The organism is Gilliamella sp. BG3 (assembly GCF_046635605.1).
Lineage (GTDB): Bacteria > Pseudomonadota > Gammaproteobacteria > Enterobacterales > Orbaceae > Gilliamella > Gilliamella bombi.
The window spans coordinates 18,919-42,291 of the sequence record NZ_JBIDFE010000003.1 but is presented as its reverse complement, the minus strand read 5'-3'; the positions used below and the strand labels follow the sequence as shown (position 1 = coordinate 42,291).

The following is a 23,373-nucleotide window of genomic DNA, read 5'->3' as shown; positions in this document are numbered from 1 at the left end:
ACCGATACGATTATAATAGATTTCAATATGTTGAATATAAAAAACACATAAAAAGTACATAATTTAGAATAATGGGCTCGTAATGAGTCCAATTCTTTAATTAAATGCAAACATATCCATTTTACATTAAGCCCCAAATAGCCTCTGTAATAAACCAATAATCAGTTATAATAGAATTATTATATAGATGATTACATTATACAACTTACATTTATCATAATTTATGATTAAACTAAAAATAAGAACCAGTACGAATTTATGCATCTTAATGGTTCTTTGTTAGACTAATGAATTTACTTATTACGTTGAAAGATAAAAAAAGAAAACCACCATGACTAATAAAGACAATTTAGCCAACCACACCCCAATGATGCAGCAGTATTTAAAACTTAAAGCTGAAAACCCTGATATTTTATTGTTTTATCGTATGGGTGATTTTTATGAGATGTTTTATGATGATGCCAAGCGTGCCTCGCAACTTTTAGATATTTCGCTCACAAAGCGTGGTTCGTCAAATGGTGAACCGATTCCTATGGCGGGAGTGCCTTATCATGCGGTTGAAAGTTATTTAGCAAAATTAATCGCACTAGGGGAATCTGTTGCTATTTGTGAACAGATTGGCGATCCAGCTACTAGTAAAGGACCAGTAGAACGAAAAATTGTCCGTATTGTAACTCCTGGTACAGTAAGTGATGAGCTATTATTAGAAGATCGCAAAGACAATTTACTGGCATCAATTTGGCAATATAAAAATTATTACGGCTATGCCACGCTCGATATCAGTTCAGGACGATTTTATATTTTTGAATGTGACAATTTCGAGGAAATGCAAGCCGAATTACAACGTACAAGTCCTGTCGAATTGCTATATCCGGAAGAATTTCAATCTATGCCATTAATTGAAAATAACTCTGGATTGCGCCGTCGTCCACAATGGGACTTTGATCTTGAAACAGCAAAACAACAGCTTAATCTACAATTTGGCACTAATGATTTAATTGGATTTGGTGTGGAAGAGTGTAATTATGCACTTTGTGCAGCTGGCTGTTTGTTACAATATGTAAAAGATACTCAACGCACAGCTCTACCTCATATACGTTCAATTATCAAACAGTCGGCTTATGATTTTGTCGTGTTAGATGCCGCAACACGTCGTAATCTAGAAATCACCGAAAACCTATCTGGTGGAACTCAAAATACTGTAGCTGAAATACTTGATAAAACTCAAACACCAATGGGTAGCCGTATGCTTAAACGTTGGTTACATTCACCAATTCGTAATTTGACTATATTACAAAATCGACAACAAGCTATTGGCGAATTACAAAATTATATTGATGAAGTTAATCCATTATTAAAACAAATTGGTGATTTGGAACGTATTTTAGCAAGACTTGCATTACATACGGCTCGACCTCGTGATTTTGCTCGTTTACGTGATGCTTATAATTTATTACCACAATTACAAACACTATTAAGTGGTCTTACTTCACCTGCGTTAATTAGCTTGTGTAAAAAAATAAATCAATTTGACCATATAGCCGAAATATTAAATCAGGCTATTGTCGAAACACCGCCGGTAATTATTCGTGATGGTGGGGTTATTGCTACTGGATATAATGCAGAACTAGACGAACTACGAAGTTTAGCGGATGGTGCAACCAATTATTTAGAACAGTTAGAAATCCGAGAACGTGAAACACTTGGCATTGATACATTAAAAGTTGGATTTAATGCTGTACATGGCTACTATATCCAAATCAGCCGTGGGCAAAGTCATTTGGCACCAATTCATTATACTCGTCGTCAAACACTGAAAAATGTTGAGCGATATATCATCCCCGAACTTAAAGAGTACGAAGATAAAGTGCTAACATCTAAAGGACGAGCATTAGCACTCGAAAAGCAACTTTACGAACAGCTATTTGATCTATTAATGCCAGATCTAGCCACTATGCAAATCAGTGCTGAGGCCATTGCCGAACTTGATGTGCTTACCAACTTGGCGGAACGAGCACTAACCCTTAACTATCAAAAGCCAACACTATCAACCGACTCAGGAATAGAAATTAAAGATGGCCGACATGTGGTGATTGAGCAAGTTTTACAAACACCATTTATTGCAAACTCACTCTCATTATTACCAAGCAGACGTATGTTAATTATTACGGGACCAAACATGGGCGGTAAAAGTACGTATATGCGTCAAACTGCTTTAATTGTATTACTGTCTTATATTGGTAGTTTTGTCCCTGCATCAAAAGCAGTCATTGGACCAGTTGATCGCATTTTTACACGTATTGGTGCTTCTGATGATTTGGCATCTGGACGCTCTACTTTTATGGTCGAAATGACCGAAACGGCTAACATTATGCACAATGCAACTCAACAAAGTTTAGTATTAATGGATGAAATTGGTCGAGGAACTTCAACATATGATGGGCTTTCATTAGCTTGGGCTTGTGCCGAAAATTTAGCAAATGAAATCAAATCAATGACGCTTTTTGCCACTCATTACTTTGAATTAACCCAATTACCCGAGCATATGCAAGGTGTTTATAATATCCACTTTGATGCCATTGAACACGATAATACCGTTGCTTTTATCCACGAAGTATCTGAAGGCGCAGCGAGTAAAAGTTTTGGTATTGCTGTTGCTGGACTTGCCGGTGTGCCTAAGGCAGTACTAAAACGGGCTAAACAAAAATTGAAAGAGCTCGAGATTATTTCAAAACAAACGGCTAACAGTGGCGTTGCTCAATCTCAACTTTCTTTTATCAACGAACCTGAACCTTCGGAAGTTGAAGAAGCGTTAAAACAGATTGATCCTGATGCTTTAACACCAAAACAAGCATTAGAAATTTTATATCAATTAAAAAAGTTGGTGTAATTTAAATAACCTCTAATTGTTTTATTGCGATATTATTCTAAAAAACCGCTAGATGTGATTTCTAGCGGTTGGTTTTAATTATGAATAGCATCTAGAATTTAAAAAATTAAGCCCAATTTTTCTTCTTAGATGTTTTACCTATGCCCGGATTAAGACTGTTTGTAGGATCAAGCTCTTGATAGAATTTTTTCAAATCCTCATTGGCATGATACAAATGCCCCACATTGTGCTCAGCTGGATATTGCGCACCACGCTGATCAAGCAATGCTAAAATCTCCTCCTTAACTTTATCACAATCCACCCCTTTTTTAGCTATATAATCTTGATGAAATACATAACAGAAAAAATGCCCATAATACATTTTATAAATAAAGTTTTGATCAATGTTTTCTGGCAGCGTTTCAAACCAATCGGTATCATTGCGTCGCAGTGCGATATCTAATGCAACAATGTTTTCCACTGTTTTGCTATGTACATTACGATAAGCCGTTGCAGCACCCGCAGCGGCAAAACGGTGTAACATTGCGGCTTCGGCTTCTTTTTCGTTACATAAAAAATAATTACCATTTTTATTTTGAAAATAGTCTTTTAAAAAAGCCTCGGCTTCTGCAATCCCATCATCTGCCATTTTTAAAATAAGGTGATGTTCATAACGATCACGATAATCACGCATTGATTTTGGTAAATGATTTGGCAAAAATTTGCAAGCAAAGATAGAAAACCGATCCGAAAAATTCTTTGGAAAAAATGGAATTTTAGCGGTAACACGATCAACAAAGTTCTTAAACACAAACATGCGTGGCATCATATCTGTACCTAGCTTTTTAATGGCCAAAAAGGTCGGTTTTCCATAAACCGCGGCAATATCAAACGCCACACGGTGTATATATTCGCCCGACACTGGCAACGTTTTAAATTGGCTTAAAATTTGGCGACGAATACCATTTAATTCATTAATATCATTTGTACCAATATAAAATACGGCTGATTTTTTCTCTAACGGAAATGTATCAAGTCGCACAGCAAAAACCATCAAACGCCCAGCACTACCTGATGCTTCATAATGACGAGCAGGATCAGCATTAAATCTAGCAGGCGTATCGGCATCTACTTCACGAACATGCTCACAATAATGGTGATCATGACCTAAACCAGCATCACGTTTAATATCCTTATCAGTATAAGTATGATTTTGAAGATTCTGTAAAATTGTTTCTGGTTCATCACCCAATTCTATACCTAAATGATTGACTAAGTGTAACTGACCTTGCGCATCTAATTGAGCAAACACCGCCATTTGCGTATAAGCAGGACCACGCTGAATAAGCGCCCCACCTGAATTATTACATACACCACCCATCACAGAAGCGCCAATGCAAGATGAACCTATAACCGAATGTGGACCTCGATGATATTTTTTTAATTCCTTTTCTAGACGAAAAAGTGTACTACCTGGTAAGCAGACAACTTGTTCACCATTTTCTATCACTTTGATACCATCCAAGCGACGAGTGCTAACAATAACAACAGGACGATCATAGTCATTGCCATCAGGCGTTGATCCACCAGTTAATCCAGTATTTGCGGATTGTGTGATGACAATCACATCCGCTTCAACACATGCCTTTAACACCTGCCACTGTTCAACTAATGTCCCTGGCAAAACAACTGCCAATGCATCACCTTCGCCAAAGCGAATACCTTGACGATACGGTAATGTTCGTGCTGGATTGGTTAAAGTATATTTATGTCCAACAATACCTTGTAGCTGCTCAATGAGCTTAGCTGTTTGATTACTTTTCATATCGGTATTTCCTATGGTTATTGAAAATTGAGATGGGTTAATAGAGGCGATTAAATAATCACCATCTTAACCAAAAGCAAAACAATAAGCTATCGGTATTTTTATTGCAGATGAACAAAACACACTTAAACGATCTTTTACAACAAAAAGGTCAATAAAGGTAATTTATTTATAATGTTTAACCCTGCGTTTTTTGGGAATTTTTTGACAAAAGTTGTTGGCGTTCATTTTGATTAAAAAAAGTCCACGCTACAAACCTACTCACTTTTTGCCCTTGCGCCATGGGAATAATACGGCTTTCAACAACAGCAGCTTGTTTTAATTTTTTGTTAATTATTGACAAGGTCTCTTTTTTTGAAACTAATGAAGTAAACCACAGGCATTGAGTTTTATATTGAGTACTTTCATTAATCATATTACTAATAAAAGCACTTTCACCTCCTTGACACCAAAGCTCGGCATGTTGTCCACCAAAATTAAGCACAGTTTTTTGAGTGGAATTTGTTAGCTTACCTAACTTCTTCAATTTGGTTTGCGTACTTGCCAATGCATCTTCTGCTGAAGCATGAAAAGGCGGATTGCACAGGGTTAAAGCATAAAATTCATTGGGCTTAATAATATGCTTAAAAATCGATCCACTGTCTTTTTGTAATCGACACTGCAAAGTGTTTTTTAATAACGTATTGGCTTGTGTAATTAGCAAAGCAACTTTGATCGCAACTGGATTAATATCACTCCCTACAAATGACCAATCATATTCGGCACAACCAATAATAGGGTAAATCACATTAGCCCCAACGCCAATATCTAAAACCCGAATTTGTTTACCTGTTGGAATGCTATTTTGGTTGTCTTGAGCTAATAAATCAGCCAAATAGTGAATATAATCAGCTCGACCAGGAATGGGCGGACACAAATAACCATCTGGAATATCCCAATAATTTATTTGATAATCATTCAATAACAAGGCTTTATTTAACTGTTTGACAGCCATAGGATCGGCAAAATCGATCGATAAATTGCCATAGGAATTCTGATTTACATATCGAGACAGCTCAGGCAGTATTTTAATGAGCTTTGTAAAATCATAGCCATTCTGGTGTTTGTTTCTGCAATGTAATTGAAGCTTTTTTAATGGCGTTTGCACGATTGTCCTATTTTATCCAAAATCAAATAACCGCTATTATAACGACTTAACAGCAATATGCGAAAACCGAACAAATCAATTAATCAAAATGACTACGGTGTAGCGTTGTTTTTTTACTCTAAAAACGTTCAGGTAGACTATTGATTTTATTGAAGTTTTTATTTTATTTTTTAAATAAAATCAAACAATTATAGACTAATTTTTTATTACGTTGAATTTGGCTTTTTAATAAAAGCGCTTTTGTTATTTGATAATAGCTATTTAATAATAATTTGTTAATAACAGCCAGTTGATAGCAAAAGCGCAAGCTTGAAAATTGTATCAGTCGGAGCATTGTTTTTACTTTCAGTCATTAAAGCGCTAGGTTCACAAGCTTTGCCTGCTTAGCGCCCTAAGTATTAAAAAATAAATACTAAGGTGTGGTGCAAATAGCATTGAAGGGGAGGTACTCACCACTGCTGTAGACTCGGCCATCGAGCGAAACATGAAACGGGGTGGTGCTACCTGCCTTGTCACTCGTCCAGCATACAGCGTAGGGGCTGTTGAAGTCCTTACCACCAAAGTAACTGTGCGGTTCGCCCCATTCTGCGAAAAATCCACCGCCAATTCGACGCTGGTAATAATTACCTGATGAGCTAGAGTCGTCTATGCCATTTGAACAGAACGGCCAATTAATACCACACTTCGCATTACTTAAATCCCTTACCCTCGACATGCGATACCCCAAACCATTACACCATGCTAACTGGTCACTATGATGTGGATATCCATTTAGATTATCTCGATAGACGAACCACTGCCTCAACTCAAATCCATATTTTACTACCTCTACACCATCTCTATCTCTACCCACTAACTCAAACGTCTGTGGTAACCTTGGCTTAGCTATTTGACTAGGTTTAGGATTATTCCTTTGAGTTCTTGCCTCTGGACCTGTTAACTTAACACGGGCTACAACTCCCCTATCTTCATAAGGAATCCACCAATCCTCAGCTACAACATTTGTCACTGTTGCAGTAATTCCCCCCAAAGTAACGGGTTCCCATGTCAATTTTTCTGGTTCTATTCCTGTTATGAGCAAATCAAAATATAAACCATCCAGACCAGTGGTCGGGAAATTTTGATTATATGATTCAGGATGAATTGATTCGAAATCAATTGATTGTACTAAAAAGCCCTTATCAGGATTCCATATGTCAGCTGGGCCTGCAAATTTTCCCTTACCATTATATAGATTTGGCCTTACATAATTGATAACTGGCGACGGTATTATTATTGCATCACTACGATTACCTGTTCGATATTTTTTGCTATTCGCCTGTAAATTCCATGAAGATAACAATAATAACAGTCCCAACACCAATAAGCTTTTTGGGGACAATTTCGATAAAACATAGAGAGATAATTTGGAAGATATAAATAAGCTTCGTGTAAAAACTCGTCGAATAGGATTATTTGATAAATTTAATACATAGGTTTGCCAGTGCTGGTGTCTGGTGTCTGGTGTCTAAAATGATAATGCATTATGGTTTACCTGTCAAGTAATTATTTGTTTTATTTTATTTTTTATAATTATTCGCTTATTTAATGAGCTTATTTTCCTGTAGCGGTTAAAGTATAGCCATTTAAAAAATAGTTGGCTAGTTTTTTGGCGGATTTTTTTGTAAAGAAATGTAAATAAATTTAAATAAACATAAAGATAGAAATGATTCAGTTATAAAATAGGTGAATTTTCTAATTAAAATATGGTGTTAGTTTTAGGAGCTTTTAGTTTTTGTGGAATGATTAATATTGGTGATAACATCTAAAACGCAAACACCGCCAACAACCTTGTTTGGTGTTCTAGCTTTACTTCGTTATCGGTATATTTTGGCGCTCTGATAGGGCAAATTTATTAACATTGTGGTGCTATAAGTGTGTTTCTTGCTCTAAAATTGTTCAGGTAGACTATTGATTTTATTAAAATTTTAATTTCCAATTAAATCAGATGGTTATAGCTAACTGTGGTGTTGTTTGTGGTGGTTTTTATATTATTAAATTCCCGTTACAATATTATTGCTCAATCCTTATTAAAAATCTTAAAATTCGATAAAACTAAAACACTTTGTTATAATTTGAGCTCTTTAAAAATGAAAATACAAAAATTAATGAAAGCCCTCTGTTCCTTTATTGTTTTAACACTAATACCTTTTGATCTTTTAGCTGCTGATTTTAGCGGTGATGATTTATCAATTTGTTGGGGGATTCCGTTTGTAGGGATTTTATTTTCTATTGCATTAATGCCGCTATTTCTGTCGCGACTTTGGCATTATCATTATGGCAAAATTATTACTTTTTGGACAATGCTGTTTGTACTGTTTGCCTTATATTCTTTTGGTCTACAAACCACCATCAATCTTACTGCTCATGCAATTATAGCTGAATATATTCCTTTCATTTTGTTATTGCTTGCACTATTTACCGTTTCAGGAGGGATTTTAATTAAGAGCGATGTGCTTAGCACACCCAAACTAAACGTTGGTTTGCTTGCGATAGGTACACTGTTAGCCTCACTCATGGGCACTACTGGCGCAGCTATGTTAATGATTAGACCTTTAATCAGAGCTAATCGCAATCGTAAATATGCCGTACATTCCATTGTCTTTTTTATCTTTTTAGTAGCAAACATTGGCGGTGGATTAACACCACTCGGCGATCCACCTTTATTTATTGGCTTTTTAAAAGGTGTTAATTTTGGATGGACAATTCAACATATGTTGTTGCCAGTTTTGTTTAGTTCAATTTTGTTATTAGCAATTTATTATAAGATTGATTGCTACTACTTTCGTACCCAATATGGTGATTCGCTTACGTTAACTTCTGCTAAAAAAGCTAGCACTATTAAGGTTTATGGTGTAAGCAATATCTTTTTATTGGTAATCATTATTGCCTGCGTGTTAATATCTGGTATTTGGCATTCATCGGTTAATTTTACGGTTTTAGGAACACATATTGCTTTACAAAATTTAATTCGTGATACTATTTTTATCATGATTACCCTATTTTCTATGTTAATTACCCCTAAACAAGTACGTGCCGGTAACGAATTTAATTGGGAGCCTATCATTGAAGTTGCTAAGCTGTTTATCGGGATTTTTATTACTATCGTCCCTGTACTTGCTATTTTACGAGCAGGTAGCCATGGTGCATTAGCCCCAATAATATCACTAGTAACAAATGAACAAGGACAACCGATCAATAGCATGTATTTTTGGCTATCAGGTCTACTTTCAGGATTCTTAGATAATGCCCCCACTTATTTGGTCTTCTTTAATCTAGCTTCGGGCGATGCCACTATTTTAATGAATATATTAGAAAAAACCTTACTCGCTATTTCAATGGGTTCAGTTTTTATGGGAGCTCTTAGCTATATAGGTAATGCACCTAACCTTATGGTCAAAAGCATTGCAATTCAAAATAAAATTAACATGCCAAGCTTTTTTAGTTACATGAAATGGTCTGTATGTATTTTAATCCCAGTGTTTATCATTGATAATTTGGTGTTTTTTCTACTCTTTTAATTTAGGCTACTAACAAACTAAAATAACTGTGTAATATAGCGCAATTTTTTTGGAGTTGTTTAGATTACTGTAAACTTTACAAGTACTTCCTAAAGTTAAAAAAATTTACTTAAAGGCAACATATCAATTATCAAACTGATGTTATTGAATACTATTTAACAAATAATCGATTACATAAAAACCATTTGCTTGAATTTCATTCTATTTGTCGTTAGAATTGTAAAATAAACATTAAAAGGAATTCATTTACATAAAAATACAAATAATATTAAATGAAAGGATAAAGTGATGAAAGAATGCATAATGAATATTCTCGTTAATACTTTTCTAGCTAAATTTATTCAAAATAAGCAAGGCATAACGGTAGTTGAATATGCGGTTATTATAGCTGGAATCTCTGTAATTGTATTTACAATATTTAGAGGACAATCAGGTCCAATGCATGATATGTTTTATACTGTATTTTCATCAATACATAGCAAATTAGTTATTATAGTAAATCAGTAATTGAGGTTTGATCAAACTAAACGTCATGCTCTGCTAACTTATTTTTATGAAATAAATCTGTAAAATAAGAAAAGTGGTTGTTGACTGAATATAGATAGTCAATATGCATTTTAGTATCAATAATTATTATCGGTACTTTTTGATATTTTTGGTCTTTAAAAATGTCGACACCACCTATAAGTTACACAAAAAATATTATAAATTGTAAGAAAATATCAACTCCAAGGTTAGATTAAACTTGTGGCATTATATCATCAGTGCACTCACGATATGAGCAAGTAGACTCAGCAACTTGATCATGTTTATCATAGCAAAACTTAATCCCCCCAAGTATCAATATCAATACTATCGAGTTTTATGCTCTATTTAACAATTTTATTAAGCTCCGTTAATATCTCTTTTTATAAATGAATAGTATTCCTGCAAAAATACTGTTCTTAAATCCATTACTAAATCGATGTATTTCTTAGGGTGTTAAATGCTAATATGATTACTTATAACATGATAATATAACTATACTGCTTAATGTAACTAAATCTAGCTTTAATGCTTCTAAATGCCATTAATACAGTCCTTAATTATTGGTAATGACCGCAGTTTAAGTAACAATAACGATAAAAGTTTTTAAACGATTGCCATTATTGAACAGAATTGGCAAAATTTATATATGTATATGATCAATTATACAAATTATTGATTTAAGTTGGTTTTACACTTTGTCTATAAACCTTGGTATAATGTATTATTTATAACATAATTTTGAGAGTTATCTATGTTAAATCAGTTAAAAGCAATTATTCAGTATCTTCTTCCTAAACAGCTATTAACCGTTATTTTTGGTTGGTTGGCAAAAAAACAGTTAGGTAAAGTTACAACATGGATGATTATGCTTTTTTGTAAAGTGTATAAAGTGGATTTGAGCGAAGCAAAAATTAGTGATGTAAAAGAATTTAAAACCTTTAATGACTTTTTTGCTCGCGAATTAAATGAGGATGCACGGCCAATTGATACCACCGATAGTGCTGTTGTTATGCCTGCTGATGGTGTAATTAGTCAGTTTGGTACTATTCTTGATACACAGCTGTTACAAGCTAAAGGGCATTTTTATTCTTTAGAATCATTACTTGCCTGTCATCCTGATATGATCAACTTTTTTAGAAATGGTTTATATACAACCACTTATTTATCTCCTAAAGATTATCACCGTTTTCATATGCCTTGCGATGGTATTTTGCGTGAGATGATTTATGTGCCTGGTTCGCTATTTTCAGTTAGCAAAGCTACAACCGAAAGTATACCTAATATTTTTGCTCGTAATGAACGTGTGATTTGTTTGTTTGAAACCGAATTAGGTCCAATGGCGCAAATTTTAGTTGGGGCAACTATTGTTGGTAGTATAGAAGTACAATGGGAAGGTATTGTTACCCCTCCACGAGAAGGAATAATGAAACGTTGGACTTATACCAACGGGATAAAATTAACTAAAGGACAAGATATAGGTTGCTTTAAGTTAGGTTCGACAGTAATTACACTGTTTGCCTCAAATTCGATTGAGTTTAATAACCACCTTAAAGTTGGTGATGTTACTCGCGTGGGTCAAAAATTAGCTGACAGGATATAGCTTTATGTGGATTCGTGGTGTTGTGTGCTTTGTTGTTGTGTTGTTTTCTTCACTGACTTTTGCCGAAGAAACCACACCAGTCATTAATGATGAAAATGATCTTTCGCTAGTTGTTCATCAGTTAAGTGATAAAAATGATGAACTCAGACAAAATATGGAGTTACAAAAAACACATCTAACTAGTATTGTTAATGAGCAAAACAATATCACGACACAAATTTCACATGTTCAAAATACACTGGCAACACTTGATGAACAAGGAGAATGGTTGAGTTTTTCGACCGCTTTGGGCGAAACCTTACGTCAACAGTTATTGCGTTTGCCAGAAAAACCTAAATCGCAAGCGCTTGATGCCGAAATCGCCGAGGCAAAAGCGCAACAACTTAATTATAGTAATATTTTAACATCTTTGGACAATTACCCAACTTTAACAAGCCCACTTAATAGCATCAAAGAAGCAACCCAATATCGTCGTTTAATTCGAGAACAGACCGAATTACTTAAGACTCTTATTTCGGGAACTGATACTACCATTCTAGAATTGACTAAACTAAAAATTGCCAATAAGCAATTAACCAATGCGATTGACGAAGTAAACGATGCTGCACACAGATATTTTTTCTGGGTAGCTGATGTGAATCCAATATCATTGAGTTATCCAATTGATTTAGCAAAAGATGTTGTGTATGTGATTTTTTCTGTCGATACCATTTCGCAACTTTATAAAGCTAGCATTGAAGTACTTAGTTCGCCAAAACCGTTATTTTTAATTATTTTGTCGTTGCTATTCGTGTTTGCACACTTTAAGATGCGCACGAAATATAATATTTTTCTCAATAAATCAGCTAGCCGTGTAGGAAAAGTTACACAAGATAGTTACTCTTTAACCTTAAAAGTAATTATATTTTCATTAATTATGGCATTACCTATCCCTATTTTGTGGGCAGTGTTTGGTTATGCTTTACAGATTAATTCAGATTATCCTGTCGCATTTGCCTTGGGTTATGGTGTGAATGCTGCTGCGCCTATTTTGTGGGTATTTATTATTTCAGCGCATTTTGCGTCAACTAATGGACTGTTTATTACCCATTTTGGTTGGTCTGGACTTAGCGTACGCTCAGCGATGAAATATTATCAACTTTCAGTTTGGCTGGTAATTCCACTAGTGATGATAGTGATGAGTTTTGATCAATATAATAATCATCAATTTGCAGCCACAATTGGTCGAACGTCGTTTATTTTGCTCTGCTTTGCTTTGGTGTTTATGACTAATTCTATCCATCGTGCTGGTGTTCCTCTTTATATTGATAAAAAAGGAGCTGGTGATAATTTATTAAGTCATATTTTGTGGTTTATTTTATTAAGTGCACCATGGCTAGCTATCATTGCGGCTTGTTTAGGTTATCTTTCGACAGCTCAAGTACTATTAGGACGTCTTGAGGCCTCTGTCATTATTTGGTTTGCTTTGTTAGTTATTTATTTTATGATTCGCCGTTGGATGTGGATCCAAAAACGTCGTATAGAATTTGAACGAACCAAGCAACGTCGATTAGAACGTATGCAACGAGCCAAATCACATGAAGATGATCTCAATTCACTTAACGAAAGTGTTGATGAACCTGTTATCGATTTAGATGTCATCAGTGCGCAATCCTTACATTTAGTCAGATCGATTATTATGATGATTGCGCTAATTAGTATGATTTTGCTATGGTCTGAATTGCATTCGGCCTTTGCCTTTATGAATAATATTAAACTTTGGGGAACCAGCGCCATTGTAAATGGAACTGAAATCGAACAATACATTACCCTTGGTGCAGTTTGTATTGCGATTTTAGTGATGACAATTACCGTTCAGTTGGTCAAAAATCTGCCCTCTTTGTTGGAGTTAGGCATTTTGCAACATTTAGATTTATCACCAGGAACAGGGTATGCTATTTCCACAGTTTCAAAATATATTACTTTGATGATAGGCTGTATGATTGCATTTTCGTTTATTGGTATCGACTGGTCTAAAATCCAATGGTTAATTGCCGCATTAGGTGTGGGGCTAGGTTTTGGTTTACAAGAGATCTTTGCTAATTTTATCTCTGGCTTAATCATTTTATTCGAAAAACCAGTACGTATTGGCGATACGGTGACAATTCGTGATTTGACAGGTAATATTACAAAAATTAATACCCGTGCAATTACCATTGTCGATTGGGATCGTAAAGAAATTGTGATGCCCAATAAAGCTTTCATTACCGAACAATTGGTGAACTGGTCGTTGTCTGATTCGATCACTCGAATTGTATTAACTATTCCTGCTACCATCGATGCTGATAGTGATTTGGTTATCAAACTTTTACAACAAGCATCAGATGAATGTGAATATGTGCTTAACGATCCTGAACCTCAAGTATTTTTGGTGGATATCCAAGAAGGTATTCAGTTGTTTGAACTACGTGTTTTTGCTGCCGAGATGGGACACCGAATGTTACTGCGAAGTGCTATACATAAATTGATACTTGAAGCTTATCGTAAACATCATTTAACGCTACCATTCCCACCATTGCAAACCAATTTAGAAGCATTGGGACGCAAGAGTGGGCGTCGTAGTTATACCATCGGCACGCTTTAACCAAAAAGAGTTTCTAACCAAGGCACACCAAATGCTCCTGGCGCAAGCAATACAAAAGCCCAAACTGGCGCTGAAGCAATATTGGCCACATTAAATTTGGTAGCAGGCATATGCATTGTGCCTGCAATTAATGGCACTATTGCTCGTAATGGTCCAAAAAATCGACCTATAAATACCCCTAACGTTCCATAACGCTGAAAAAATTGCTCAGCACGATAAACTAATTTAGGGTGCTTATTAAGTGGCCATGAAGCAATAACTTGTTGATGATAGTGTTTACCCAACCAATAAGACAGTAAATCTCCAAAAACAGCACCTGCCGAAGCGGCAATTAATACGGGCACAAATGATATTGCTCCTCCACCGATTAAAGCCCCTGCCCCTAATAAAATAGCCGTTGCAGGCACTAGAAGCGAGATAATCGCTAATGATTCACCAAATGCCAATAAAAATATAATGGGTAATGCCCAAACTTGGTGGTGCTCAATAAACTGCATGATAGTCTGTGTAATTTCTTGTAATGACATAGAGTTAGCTTATGAATTATCAATTGCTTATGGTGAACTATTTTATCATAATATTGCTTATTAAGTGCTAAGCACGCCATCTATTGATAAAATATTACACTGCGTTAACATTTTAGAATTATTAATGGCTGATCTTGTGCTGATAGCAGTCTTAATTATAACCAAATTAGCAAGAGGCAATTAATGGCGATCGGTGTTAAATCAATTCCAGTACGTAAATTTAAAAACAGTAAGTTACAACATTTTCAACCTGATATGTTAGCTATCGAAAAGCCAGTTGCTTTAATTTATAACGGAATTTCACATGTAGTGATGATGGCAACACCAAAAGATTTGGATTATTTTGCCATTGGTTTTTCGTTAACGGAAAATATTATTCATTCGGTTAATGATATTTATGGCATTGATATTATTGATACTCCCAAAGGCATAGAAGTACAAATCGAACTTTCGTCACGACGCTTTAGCGAGCTGAAAGAAAAACGACGTAATTTAACTGGGCGAACAGGATGCGGCATTTGTGGTACTGAGCAGATAGAGCAAGTCTGCCAAGATATTCCTACTTTACCATTAATAAGTCAGATTGATTTAGCTGATTTTAGTGACAGCTTAAGCTATTTATCGCATGTTCAACAAGTCGGTAAACAAACTGGTTGCACGCACGCAGCTGTATGGCTAGATTTGAAAGGACAATTTATGGCAGGGTTTGAAGATATCGGCCGGCATGTCGCATTAGATAAACTACTTGGCTTTAGAGCTATGAAATTGTTAAATAACCCTGAGTATCAACACGGTGTGGTATTAGTATCAAGTCGTGCTAGCTATGAAATGGCACAAAAAACCGCCAATTGTGGCGTAGAATTTTTGTTAGCGGTTTCGGCAGCAACTTCAATGGCTGTCGATTTGTCTAAACAATGTCATTTAACTTTGTTAGGATTTTTTAGGGGCGATAAAGGCGTGATCTATTCTGGCGATGATCGTCTTATCTAAGAAAATCTTTTATATTATTCATTTTGGTGATTAAATTAATCTAAATTTAATATATTGAATAATAAAAATAAAAAATAAATTTTTCTAATTCATTCTAAGATATACCAATTCGCATCTTCCTTTATTAGACGAAGATCATCATAATATATGCCGAAAACAAAAATTATTTTGTTTTTTAATTATTTTATGGGATTTTACCCAATTAAACTAAGCAATAGGTTATCACTGTTTTATTATATTCACCTATTTTACTTTAGCTTAGCATTAATTTTTTTTGAAAGGATACTATCATGCATCAGACTTCAGATATTCAACAAGCCGTTAATTTTATTCAGAAACACACAAACAAAAAACCAACAATTGGGATTATTCTTGGTTCAGGTTTAGGACCTTTTGCCGACACTCTTGAAGATGCTGTTCATATTCCTTATGACACAATTCCACATTTCGCCAAATCAGCAGCCGTTGGCCACGCAAATGAATTAGTCATTGGCCAATGCGGAGACAAAACAGTTGTGGCAATGAAAGGGCGCTTTCACTATTACGAAGGTTTTTCGTTAGATCAAGTTACTTTCCCTGTTCGTGTGATGAAGATGCTTGGTGTTGAAAAATTAATTATCACTAATGCATGTGGTGCAGTCAATACGAGTTTTAAACCAGGCGATTTAATGTTGATTACCGATCATATTAATCTTACTGCCAACAATCCTCTTATTGGACCAAATAACCCTGATTTAGGTGTGCGCTTTTTAGATGTAAGTGAGGTTTATAATAAGCAATTGCGTTCAACAGTAATTGATGTAGCCAAAGAACTTAATCTTACCTTACAACAAGGTGTTTATGCTTGGTGGACAGGTCCAACTTATGAAACACCTGCCGAAATTAGAATGATTCGTGTTTTAGGTGCCGATGCAGTTGGCATGTCAACTGTACCCGAGGCAATTATCGCACACCATTCAGGCATTAAAACCATTGGAATTTCGTGTTTAACTAATATGGCTTGCGGAATTTTAGATCAACCATTAGGACACGAAGAAGTTATAGAGACAGCAGAACGCGTTAAATCAACTTTTTTACAACTAATAACAAAAACGATTGCACGCTTCTAACCAATACTTTTTATTGGTAATTTTCTATAAAAAGTTCACTTTATTTTAGGAATAAACAATGAACATAAAAAATAGATTAAAAATAATGATGTTTTTCCAATATTTCATTTGGGGAAGCTGGTTAGCCACTTTTGGTGCTTATCTATTTAATACTTTACACTTTTCTGGTATTGAAGTATCGATGATTTTTAGTACCAAAGGTTTAGCGGCATTAATTACACCATTTATTATTGGTATTATTGCCGATAAATTTTTGCAGGCTAAATATCTATATATGCTTTGTCATTCTGTTTGTGCTATTGCGCTTTTTTATGCTGCATCAGTTAATAATTCAGCTATTTTATTTTGGGTAATGTTAGGCAACGCGTTAGCTTTTATGCCAACTATTGCATTATCTAATTCTATTAGCTACCACTGTTTGGCTCAACATAACTTAGATTCGGTAACCGTTTTCCCTAAAATACGAGTATTTGGTACAGTTGGTTTTATTATTGCAATGTGGACAATTAGTTTATGCAAATTCGAGTTGAGTAATGCTCAGCTTTATGTTGCCTGCGCAGCATCTGCTGTACTTGTTGTTTATAGTGCAACATTACCAAATATTACTGTATCTAAAAGTCAAAAACAGTCTTGGGTTTCTTATTTGGGATTAGATGCTTTTGTATTATTCAAAAAGCCCGTTATGGCTGTTTTTTTTCTTTTTGCTATGTTACTTGGTGCGATACTACAAATCACTAATACTTTTGGTGGCGCTTTCTTACATGATTTTGGTAAAGTCTCAGAATTTAAAGATAGCTTAATTGTACAATATCCTGCTATTTTATTATCGGTTTCACAAATGGCTGAAGTCGCATTTATCTTAACCATCCCATTTTTTCTCAAAAAATTTGGCATCAAAAAAGTCATAATGATAAGCTTAATTGCTTGGACTTTACGATTTGGTTTATTTGCATTTGGTGATCCAACACCTTTTGGTTTTGTGCTATTAATGCTTTCAATGATCGTTTACGGCTGTGCATTTGACTTTTTTAATATTTCAGGCTCTATTTTCATTGAAAAAGAAGTCAGTTCAAATATTCGAGCCAGCGCTCAAGGACTATTTATGACCATGGTTAATGGTATTGGTGCTTATTTTGGCTCCATTTTAAGTGGTTATGTTGTTGACATGTGTACACATGATGGTCTTAAAGATTGGCAAACAATTTGGCTAATTTTTGCTACATATGCACTTGTGTTAGGTATTGTTTTTTATTATTCATTTAATTATGACCATACTAAAAGTAAGTGTGCTGCATAATCACTTATCCGTTTAGATTAATAGATATTTGAAATATTAATTATCATTGTAATTTGATTAATTTATTAAAAAGACACTGGGGATGAATTGTATAATCCTTCCCCTAATGTCTTTTATTGTGTTTTTTAGCCGAAATTATCGGCAATGTTATTTTTTGTTACGAGATTTAGATATGAAAGATAAATTTTTAGGCGGTTTACTGGTTTTATTAGGTGCATGTAGCTTTGGCGTACTATCTTCTATCGTTAAGACGGCTTATCAAGACGGGTATAAATTAGGTGAAGTCACTGGTATCCAATGTTTTTTGGGAATGTTAATGTTATGGAGTATTCACTTTATTGTCAAAATAATACGCTCCCCAAAAGTATCTACATTAACGAATGCACAATTAGCAACTCCAACAAAAAAGCATACAAAATTGACAAAAAAATGGAAGGTCTGTGCTGTTGGTCTATTTCCTGGATTGGTCGGCATTTGTTATTACCAATGCGTACAACTAGTGCCTGCATCAATTGCAATTATTTTATTAATGCAATATTTGTGGATTAGCGTCTTTATTGATTTTATTTTTTTCAAAAACAAACCTAGTATTATTCAACTTTCAGCGATTATTGTAATTATTTTAGGTAGCTGCTTAGCAGCAGGTATTTTTAATCAAGATATTAGTTTAAATTTGACTGGTTGTTTTTTTGGTTTTTTAGCAGCACTGATGTATTCACTCTTTATTAGTACTAGCAGCAATATTGGTAACGAATTACCTAAGCTTGAAAAAAGTGCGTGGATGATTACCGGCGCATGTATTGTTACTTTTTTGATATTTCCACCTTTATTTTTCTTCAAACTTGATATTAGCGACAAACTGTATCAGTTAGGATTTTTATTAGCATTGCTAGGTACTGTATTGCCTCCTTTTTTGTTTTCGGTAGGAATTCCAAAAATTGGAATTTCATTAAGTGCCATTTTGTCGGCAGCAGAACTGCCTGTAGCGGTCACTTGTTCATATTTTTATTTACGCGAATCGGTCCATTTTAATCAATGGATTGGAGTGGGTATTATTCTTTTGGCAATTGCTTTACCTAACCTAAAACATGTCAAAAAGAACAAACTTGAAAAATAGTTAGCTCATCTGACATTTTCGACTTAAAATGTAGGAAAACACCAATTTGTTTATATTTCACGGTTAAAATAATCTTCTAAAAACTCATAAGGTATTTTATTTAAAATCGCCTTATGTGGTTTAACTTTACTATTATAAAAGTGAGCAAATCACTTAAAATTTTGTTTGTATCTGTTGTATCACTAACTATTTGCTGATTATGCTGTATTTCTTTTAATTCCAATAAACAGCGTAAGAAAATCCTATATATTAAGTTGATTATTTATAATATCCAAAAGCATTGAAAACCCAACAATCATCACCATAATTATGATCGTCTTATAATTTGACCAATATTGCTAGTTTTTTACTAAAAAATAAATCATTCCGTGCTCTACACTATTTTAGATAGCTTTAATAGTTAAATATACTAAAACTTATTGTGATATATTGATCTACTTCGTTATGTATTTGTCTATAAAATTAGAAGTAAAATCTTTAACTAAAAGATGAAATCTAGCAATATTATTGAACTTTCCAAAATTAAATCTGTCTTAAAAAAGTGATTATTTTTAAATATGTTAAATAGTACCAGCTTGCTATTTAAAATAGGTAGTCATTCGCTTATTAAGTTTTTACTATTAAGTAATAATGTTTTACTGTATTGATAATATACCGTAATTAACCTTTAAATAAGGCTTATAAGTAAATAAGACTTTTCATTTTCTGATAGCAGTTGTTCTTAATAGTATTTTTTTATTTTAAGTACCTATGCTTTGAAACTTAATTTCATTAATTTAAATATTCATTATAACATAATGAATTATTTTGATTTTGTTGTTTGTTTTTATATTTAAGTATTATGTCAACCAAAAACTTTTTTACATAAAATTAACAGCCTATTTTCTTTATTAAGGTCTTGTTATCTTTTTATTTTAATTAAAAGGAAGTTATAAAAATGAAGATATTAAAAAAACCTTTATTTACCTTAGTGCATAGTAATAGCGCAATACCTGAACACAGAACGCTAGCTTATTTAGATCCCACATTAAATTATTATACCGATCATATCGACGAAATTATTGCTTTGCGTGTTAAAGAACTTAAATTGCATCATCCTGAATATAGAGAATGCCCCAATTGTGACAGAACCAATAACAAAAAGGGATTTTCTTTTGTTTTTCATGAAATATTTGAGTCAGAGCATCATAAAAAACAAATTGGCATGCTAAAAGACGAAATAGCTATTACAAAAGAATCGAATAAAATAAAGGAATTACTTGATTCCCGTATAAAAGAAATTGCTAATGTTTATCCTGAGTTACAATTTAACTTTAATGACATGCAGGTTTTACCAGCTAAAGTCAAAGAGTATCTTTTTGCACCGCCGTTAATATTAACTGAAGATCATGCAATTATGCTTTGGGATGATTAAATAAAGCTGTTAACAAAAAATCAATTGCCGTGATGTGCTATTGTAAAATTAAGCTGTTATGCTTACTATTATCGACCTAAATTATTAGATGTTCCAATAATTACTTTAATATTTAGCAAGATAGCCAAAAAACATTACCCTGATTTTTTTCTAAATGTTTTCATCGTATTCAAAAGCTAGGCTATCAATGGATATCACAAACGTGTTTATCGGGAATATTGTTAATTAAAACTTAATGTTGGACTAATCCTCTAAAAACGCATAAGGTATTTCCTCTGAAATTACTTTATGCGATTTAATCGTATTATAGTAGTTAATAAATAGCTTAAGTTCTTGTTCTCTATCTTTTGAATAGCTAAATTGTAAGAATTACTCACCATGGATGGACATAACCTTTTACAGCTAAATTAATCTAAAGAGTTTATAGCAGAAGGGGTCAATCTACTATTTAAAACAAAATACTAAGTATTTTGTTTTAAATAATTATTTTTGAAGGTAAGGAATCAAGGTGTAACACAAGCCACTCTATAGTATTGATCCGAATGAAACCTACTGCCAACTATACCGACATTAGCTTCTACAACATAATTTTCTACAATGCCATTGTCCACTCGTTGGTCTGAAGTCCAATAATGCGCCAAATTAATGTTATTCCAATCGGGATCTCCTACCCTAAAAAACTCCCAATCACTGTCTTTATAGTAAAGCTGTGTCATACGTCCCCATTCGCTAAGTAACCCGCCCATCCAATAACCATTCACTTTATAACTAATTTTTCGTAAATAGCTTCCGTCTGTTATACCATTTTGCCAATTTGGCATACCATCATTTCTATTTGCATTGGTAAAATCAAGCACTTTGGGTATACGATACCCACCACCATTAAAGTTATTACAAAACGCTACGGCATTTTGATAACCGCCTGCACCGCCTTTTTTAGCTACATACCAACGCTCTAATCTAAAATTATACAATGGGTCATTGTTTTTATCGTGTAAATAAAATGTTGAAGGAATAAAAGAACCAGGATTACTCTCCTTAGGACCCGTTAAGTTAATTTTTACAAGCCCTGTAGGTAGCGTATTTTCAGCATTTAACGTTAATGTTACCCCTCCTGTCGAAATTGTTCGACCATTCGTATTAACGATATCTTGTGCTTTCATTCCTGCAACACTCAAGTAAAAAAATAAATTATGAGAGCCTGTGGTTGGAAAGTTTGCTCCAGGGTTCGCTGGATTATAGGCATAAAATCCTCTATATTTATTCCAATCTCCATGCGGATCGTTAAGAGAAGAAACTGCACCATCGTAAGGTATATCATTTGAATGCCAATCATATTCTAAATTAGGCATAGCATAACAGAATTGTGGTTTATCCATTTTGGGATAAAGATAATAGGTATGCCTATTTCCAGTAAATTTATCACTTTCAGAAGGAATACCATATTCTGTCTTAATGCTCACATCTTCCACTTCTAACGTCAATTGATAAGGTGCATCACAGCCATTTAATGCTTTATCTGAGTTATCTTTCACATAATTAGTAATATCTTGATCATATAAATTCTGCCATTTAATTTTTAATTTACTTGAATTGACACGATGAAGTGTATCGCCATCATCATCCTTCCAATAACCATTGTCAGCAATCACTTTATCTGCCAATACTTCTGGATAATCTCCATGAGGTACTAATGTCTTAATATCTGCAAAAGTGGCCGAAAGTTTATCTAACACTAATGGGTTTTCCATGCTTGAGCTATCATTTGATACAGTAATAATTTTGTTTCCGGGCAATGTCACTGATAATAAGGGACTAATTGAATCGGCATGAGTCGCACCGCCATCAAAGGTTAAATAAGGCGCAGTACCCTGAATGTAATTAGAAGTCGTGGCCGATAATGCCTGCGATTCAAAAGAGTATGGCAATAACAACAATAGCGCTAATACCAATGGAACTTTTGAAAATAATTTTATGGATAATTTCGAAGATATAAATGAGTTTCGTGCAAAAACTCGTCGAATAGGATTATTTGATAAATTTAAGACGTAGGTTAGCCAGTGCTTGTGCCTTGTGCCTTGTGCCAAAAATGATACTGCATTACGTTCCTCGTGTCAAGTAATATTTTGTTTTATTTGTATTTTTTTAATTGTTTGCTTATTTTCCTATAGCAGTAAGAGTATAGTCGTTAAAAAAATAATTGGCTAGTTTTTTAGCGGACTTTTTTGTAAAGAAATGTAAAGATGAAAACGATTCGGTTTTATAGATAGGTGAATTTTCTAATTAAAATATATGTTAGTTTTAGGAGTTTTTAACTTTTGTGGAATGATTAATATTGGTGATAACATCTAAAACACAAACACGCCCAATAGCCCAGTTTGGCGTGCTAGCTTTACTTCGTTATTGGTATATTTTGGCGCTCTGATAAGTCAAGCTTATTAATATTGTGGTGCTATAAGCGTGTTTTTACTCTAAAATCGCTCAGGTAAGCTATTGATTTTATTGAAGTTTTTATTTGATTTTTTAAATAAAATCAAACAATTATAGACTAATTTTTTATTACGTTGAATTTGGCTTTTTAATAAAAGCGCTTTTGTTATTTGATAATAGCTATTTAATAATAATTTGTTAATAACAGCCAGTTGATAGCAAAAGCGCAGACTTTGCCTGCTCAGCGCCCCAACTTACGCGGGGGCTTTATTCTTTGTTATATTATCCTCTCAAGCACCGTAACCCCCTTCCGCGCCCTAAGGATTAAGAACTAAAC

At 34.1% G+C, this 23,373-nt stretch carries 14 protein-coding genes and 1 pseudogene; 10 read left to right on the top strand and 5 right to left on the bottom strand.

Annotated elements, in window-relative coordinates:
- The first annotated feature begins 331 nt into the window (after window positions 1-331).
- Complete coding sequence (gene mutS / locus ACGH6S_RS01895; protein ID WP_411578714.1) at window positions 332-2,890, top strand: DNA mismatch repair protein MutS; 2,559 nt, start codon at window positions 332-334, stop codon at window positions 2,888-2,890.
- A gap of 106 nt (window positions 2,891-2,996) precedes the next feature.
- Here the strand turns inward: mutS and dld are convergent, their stop codons facing one another.
- The 3 genes from dld to ACGH6S_RS01880 all read right to left on the bottom strand — a co-directional run bounded on the left by dld (window position 2,997) and on the right by ACGH6S_RS01880 (window position 7,201).
- Window positions 2,997-4,694, bottom strand: coding sequence for a D-lactate dehydrogenase (dld, locus tag ACGH6S_RS01890; protein WP_411578713.1), 1,698 nt, complete (start codon window positions 4,692-4,694; stop codon window positions 2,997-2,999).
- A gap of 178 nt (window positions 4,695-4,872) precedes the next feature.
- Window positions 4,873-5,841, bottom strand: coding sequence for a 23S rRNA (adenine(1618)-N(6))-methyltransferase RlmF (rlmF, locus tag ACGH6S_RS01885; RefSeq protein ID WP_411578712.1), 969 nt, complete (start codon window positions 5,839-5,841; stop codon window positions 4,873-4,875).
- A gap of 412 nt (window positions 5,842-6,253) precedes the next feature.
- Entirely contained in the window at window positions 6,254-7,201 is a 948-nt protein-coding gene (locus tag ACGH6S_RS01880) for a hypothetical protein (RefSeq protein WP_296318315.1), read from the bottom strand.
- A gap of 769 nt (window positions 7,202-7,970) precedes the next feature.
- Here ACGH6S_RS01880 and ACGH6S_RS01875 point away from each other — a divergent pair.
- The 4 genes and pseudogenes from ACGH6S_RS01875 to mscM all read left to right on the top strand — a co-directional run bounded on the left by ACGH6S_RS01875 (window position 7,971) and on the right by mscM (window position 14,152).
- Window positions 7,971-9,401, top strand: coding sequence for a sodium:proton antiporter (locus tag ACGH6S_RS01875; protein ID WP_411578711.1), 1,431 nt, complete (start codon window positions 7,971-7,973; stop codon window positions 9,399-9,401).
- A gap of 288 nt (window positions 9,402-9,689) precedes the next feature.
- A complete protein-coding gene (locus tag ACGH6S_RS01870) occupies window positions 9,690-9,908 on the top strand; it encodes a Flp family type IVb pilin (RefSeq protein ID WP_065589327.1) in 219 nt (72 codons plus the stop codon).
- A gap of 772 nt (window positions 9,909-10,680) precedes the next feature.
- Window positions 10,681-11,526: pseudogene (asd, locus tag ACGH6S_RS01865) on the top strand (archaetidylserine decarboxylase); the annotation flags it as partial.
- Between the two features lie 7 nt (window positions 11,527-11,533).
- Complete coding sequence (gene mscM / locus ACGH6S_RS01860; protein WP_065589329.1) at window positions 11,534-14,152, top strand: miniconductance mechanosensitive channel MscM; 2,619 nt, start codon at window positions 11,534-11,536, stop codon at window positions 14,150-14,152.
- On the opposite strand, the gene ACGH6S_RS01855 is transcribed toward mscM, so the two are convergent.
- Complete coding sequence (locus ACGH6S_RS01855) at window positions 14,149-14,679, bottom strand: DedA family protein (protein ID WP_411578710.1); 531 nt, start codon at window positions 14,677-14,679, stop codon at window positions 14,149-14,151. The two genes, mscM and ACGH6S_RS01855, sit on opposite strands and share 4 nt — an antisense overlap.
- Before the next feature lie 183 nt (window positions 14,680-14,862).
- Here ACGH6S_RS01855 and fdhD point away from each other — a divergent pair, with 183 nt between their 5' ends.
- The 5 genes from fdhD to ACGH6S_RS01830 all read left to right on the top strand — a co-directional run bounded on the left by fdhD (window position 14,863) and on the right by ACGH6S_RS01830 (window position 20,606).
- The gene (gene fdhD, locus ACGH6S_RS01850; RefSeq protein ID WP_411578709.1) at window positions 14,863-15,669 is read left to right on the top strand and encodes a formate dehydrogenase accessory sulfurtransferase FdhD; all 807 of its coding nucleotides are present in this window, start codon (window positions 14,863-14,865) and stop codon (window positions 15,667-15,669) included.
- Window positions 15,670-15,959: 290 nt separating this feature from the next.
- Window positions 15,960-16,778: a purine-nucleoside phosphorylase gene (locus tag ACGH6S_RS01845; RefSeq protein ID WP_174799134.1), complete on the top strand. Its 819-nt coding sequence runs from the start codon at window positions 15,960-15,962 to the stop codon at window positions 16,776-16,778.
- A 58-nt stretch (window positions 16,779-16,836) separates the two neighbouring features.
- Window positions 16,837-18,075: a nucleoside permease gene (locus tag ACGH6S_RS01840; RefSeq protein WP_411578708.1), complete on the top strand. Its 1,239-nt coding sequence runs from the start codon at window positions 16,837-16,839 to the stop codon at window positions 18,073-18,075.
- Window positions 18,076-18,247: 172 nt separating this feature from the next.
- Window positions 18,248-19,192, top strand: coding sequence for an EamA family transporter (locus ACGH6S_RS01835; RefSeq protein WP_411578707.1), 945 nt, complete (start codon window positions 18,248-18,250; stop codon window positions 19,190-19,192).
- A gap of 937 nt (window positions 19,193-20,129) precedes the next feature.
- A complete protein-coding gene (locus tag ACGH6S_RS01830; RefSeq protein WP_065589334.1) occupies window positions 20,130-20,606 on the top strand; it encodes a hypothetical protein in 477 nt (158 codons plus the stop codon).
- A 503-nt stretch (window positions 20,607-21,109) separates the two neighbouring features.
- On the opposite strand, the gene ACGH6S_RS01825 is transcribed toward ACGH6S_RS01830, so the two are convergent.
- Window positions 21,110-22,693, bottom strand: coding sequence for a hypothetical protein (locus ACGH6S_RS01825; protein ID WP_411578706.1), 1,584 nt, complete (start codon window positions 22,691-22,693; stop codon window positions 21,110-21,112).
- Window positions 22,694-23,373: the final 680 nt, after the last annotated feature.

Bases quoted from the DNA above. Each gene is read 5' to 3' on its own strand.
- mutS (WP_411578714.1), top strand. From the start codon at position 332: ATGACTAATAAAGACAATTTAGCCAACCACACCCCAATGATGCAGCAG.
- dld (WP_411578713.1), bottom strand. From the start codon at position 4,694: ATGAAAAGTAATCAAACAGCTAAGCTCATTGAGCAGCTACAAGGTATT.
- ACGH6S_RS01875 (WP_411578711.1), top strand. From the start codon at position 7,971: ATGAAAATACAAAAATTAATGAAAGCCCTCTGTTCCTTTATTGTTTTA.
- ACGH6S_RS01870 (WP_065589327.1), top strand. From the start codon at position 9,690: ATGAAAGAATGCATAATGAATATTCTCGTTAATACTTTTCTAGCTAAA.
- mscM (WP_065589329.1), top strand. From the start codon at position 11,534: ATGTGGATTCGTGGTGTTGTGTGCTTTGTTGTTGTGTTGTTTTCTTCA.
- ACGH6S_RS01855 (WP_411578710.1), bottom strand. From the start codon at position 14,679: ATGTCATTACAAGAAATTACACAGACTATCATGCAGTTTATTGAGCAC.
- fdhD (WP_411578709.1), top strand. From the start codon at position 14,863: ATGGCGATCGGTGTTAAATCAATTCCAGTACGTAAATTTAAAAACAGT.
- ACGH6S_RS01845 (WP_174799134.1), top strand. From the start codon at position 15,960: ATGCATCAGACTTCAGATATTCAACAAGCCGTTAATTTTATTCAGAAA.
- ACGH6S_RS01840 (WP_411578708.1), top strand. From the start codon at position 16,837: ATGAACATAAAAAATAGATTAAAAATAATGATGTTTTTCCAATATTTC.
- ACGH6S_RS01835 (WP_411578707.1), top strand. From the start codon at position 18,248: ATGAAAGATAAATTTTTAGGCGGTTTACTGGTTTTATTAGGTGCATGT.
- ACGH6S_RS01830 (WP_065589334.1), top strand. From the start codon at position 20,130: ATGAAGATATTAAAAAAACCTTTATTTACCTTAGTGCATAGTAATAGC.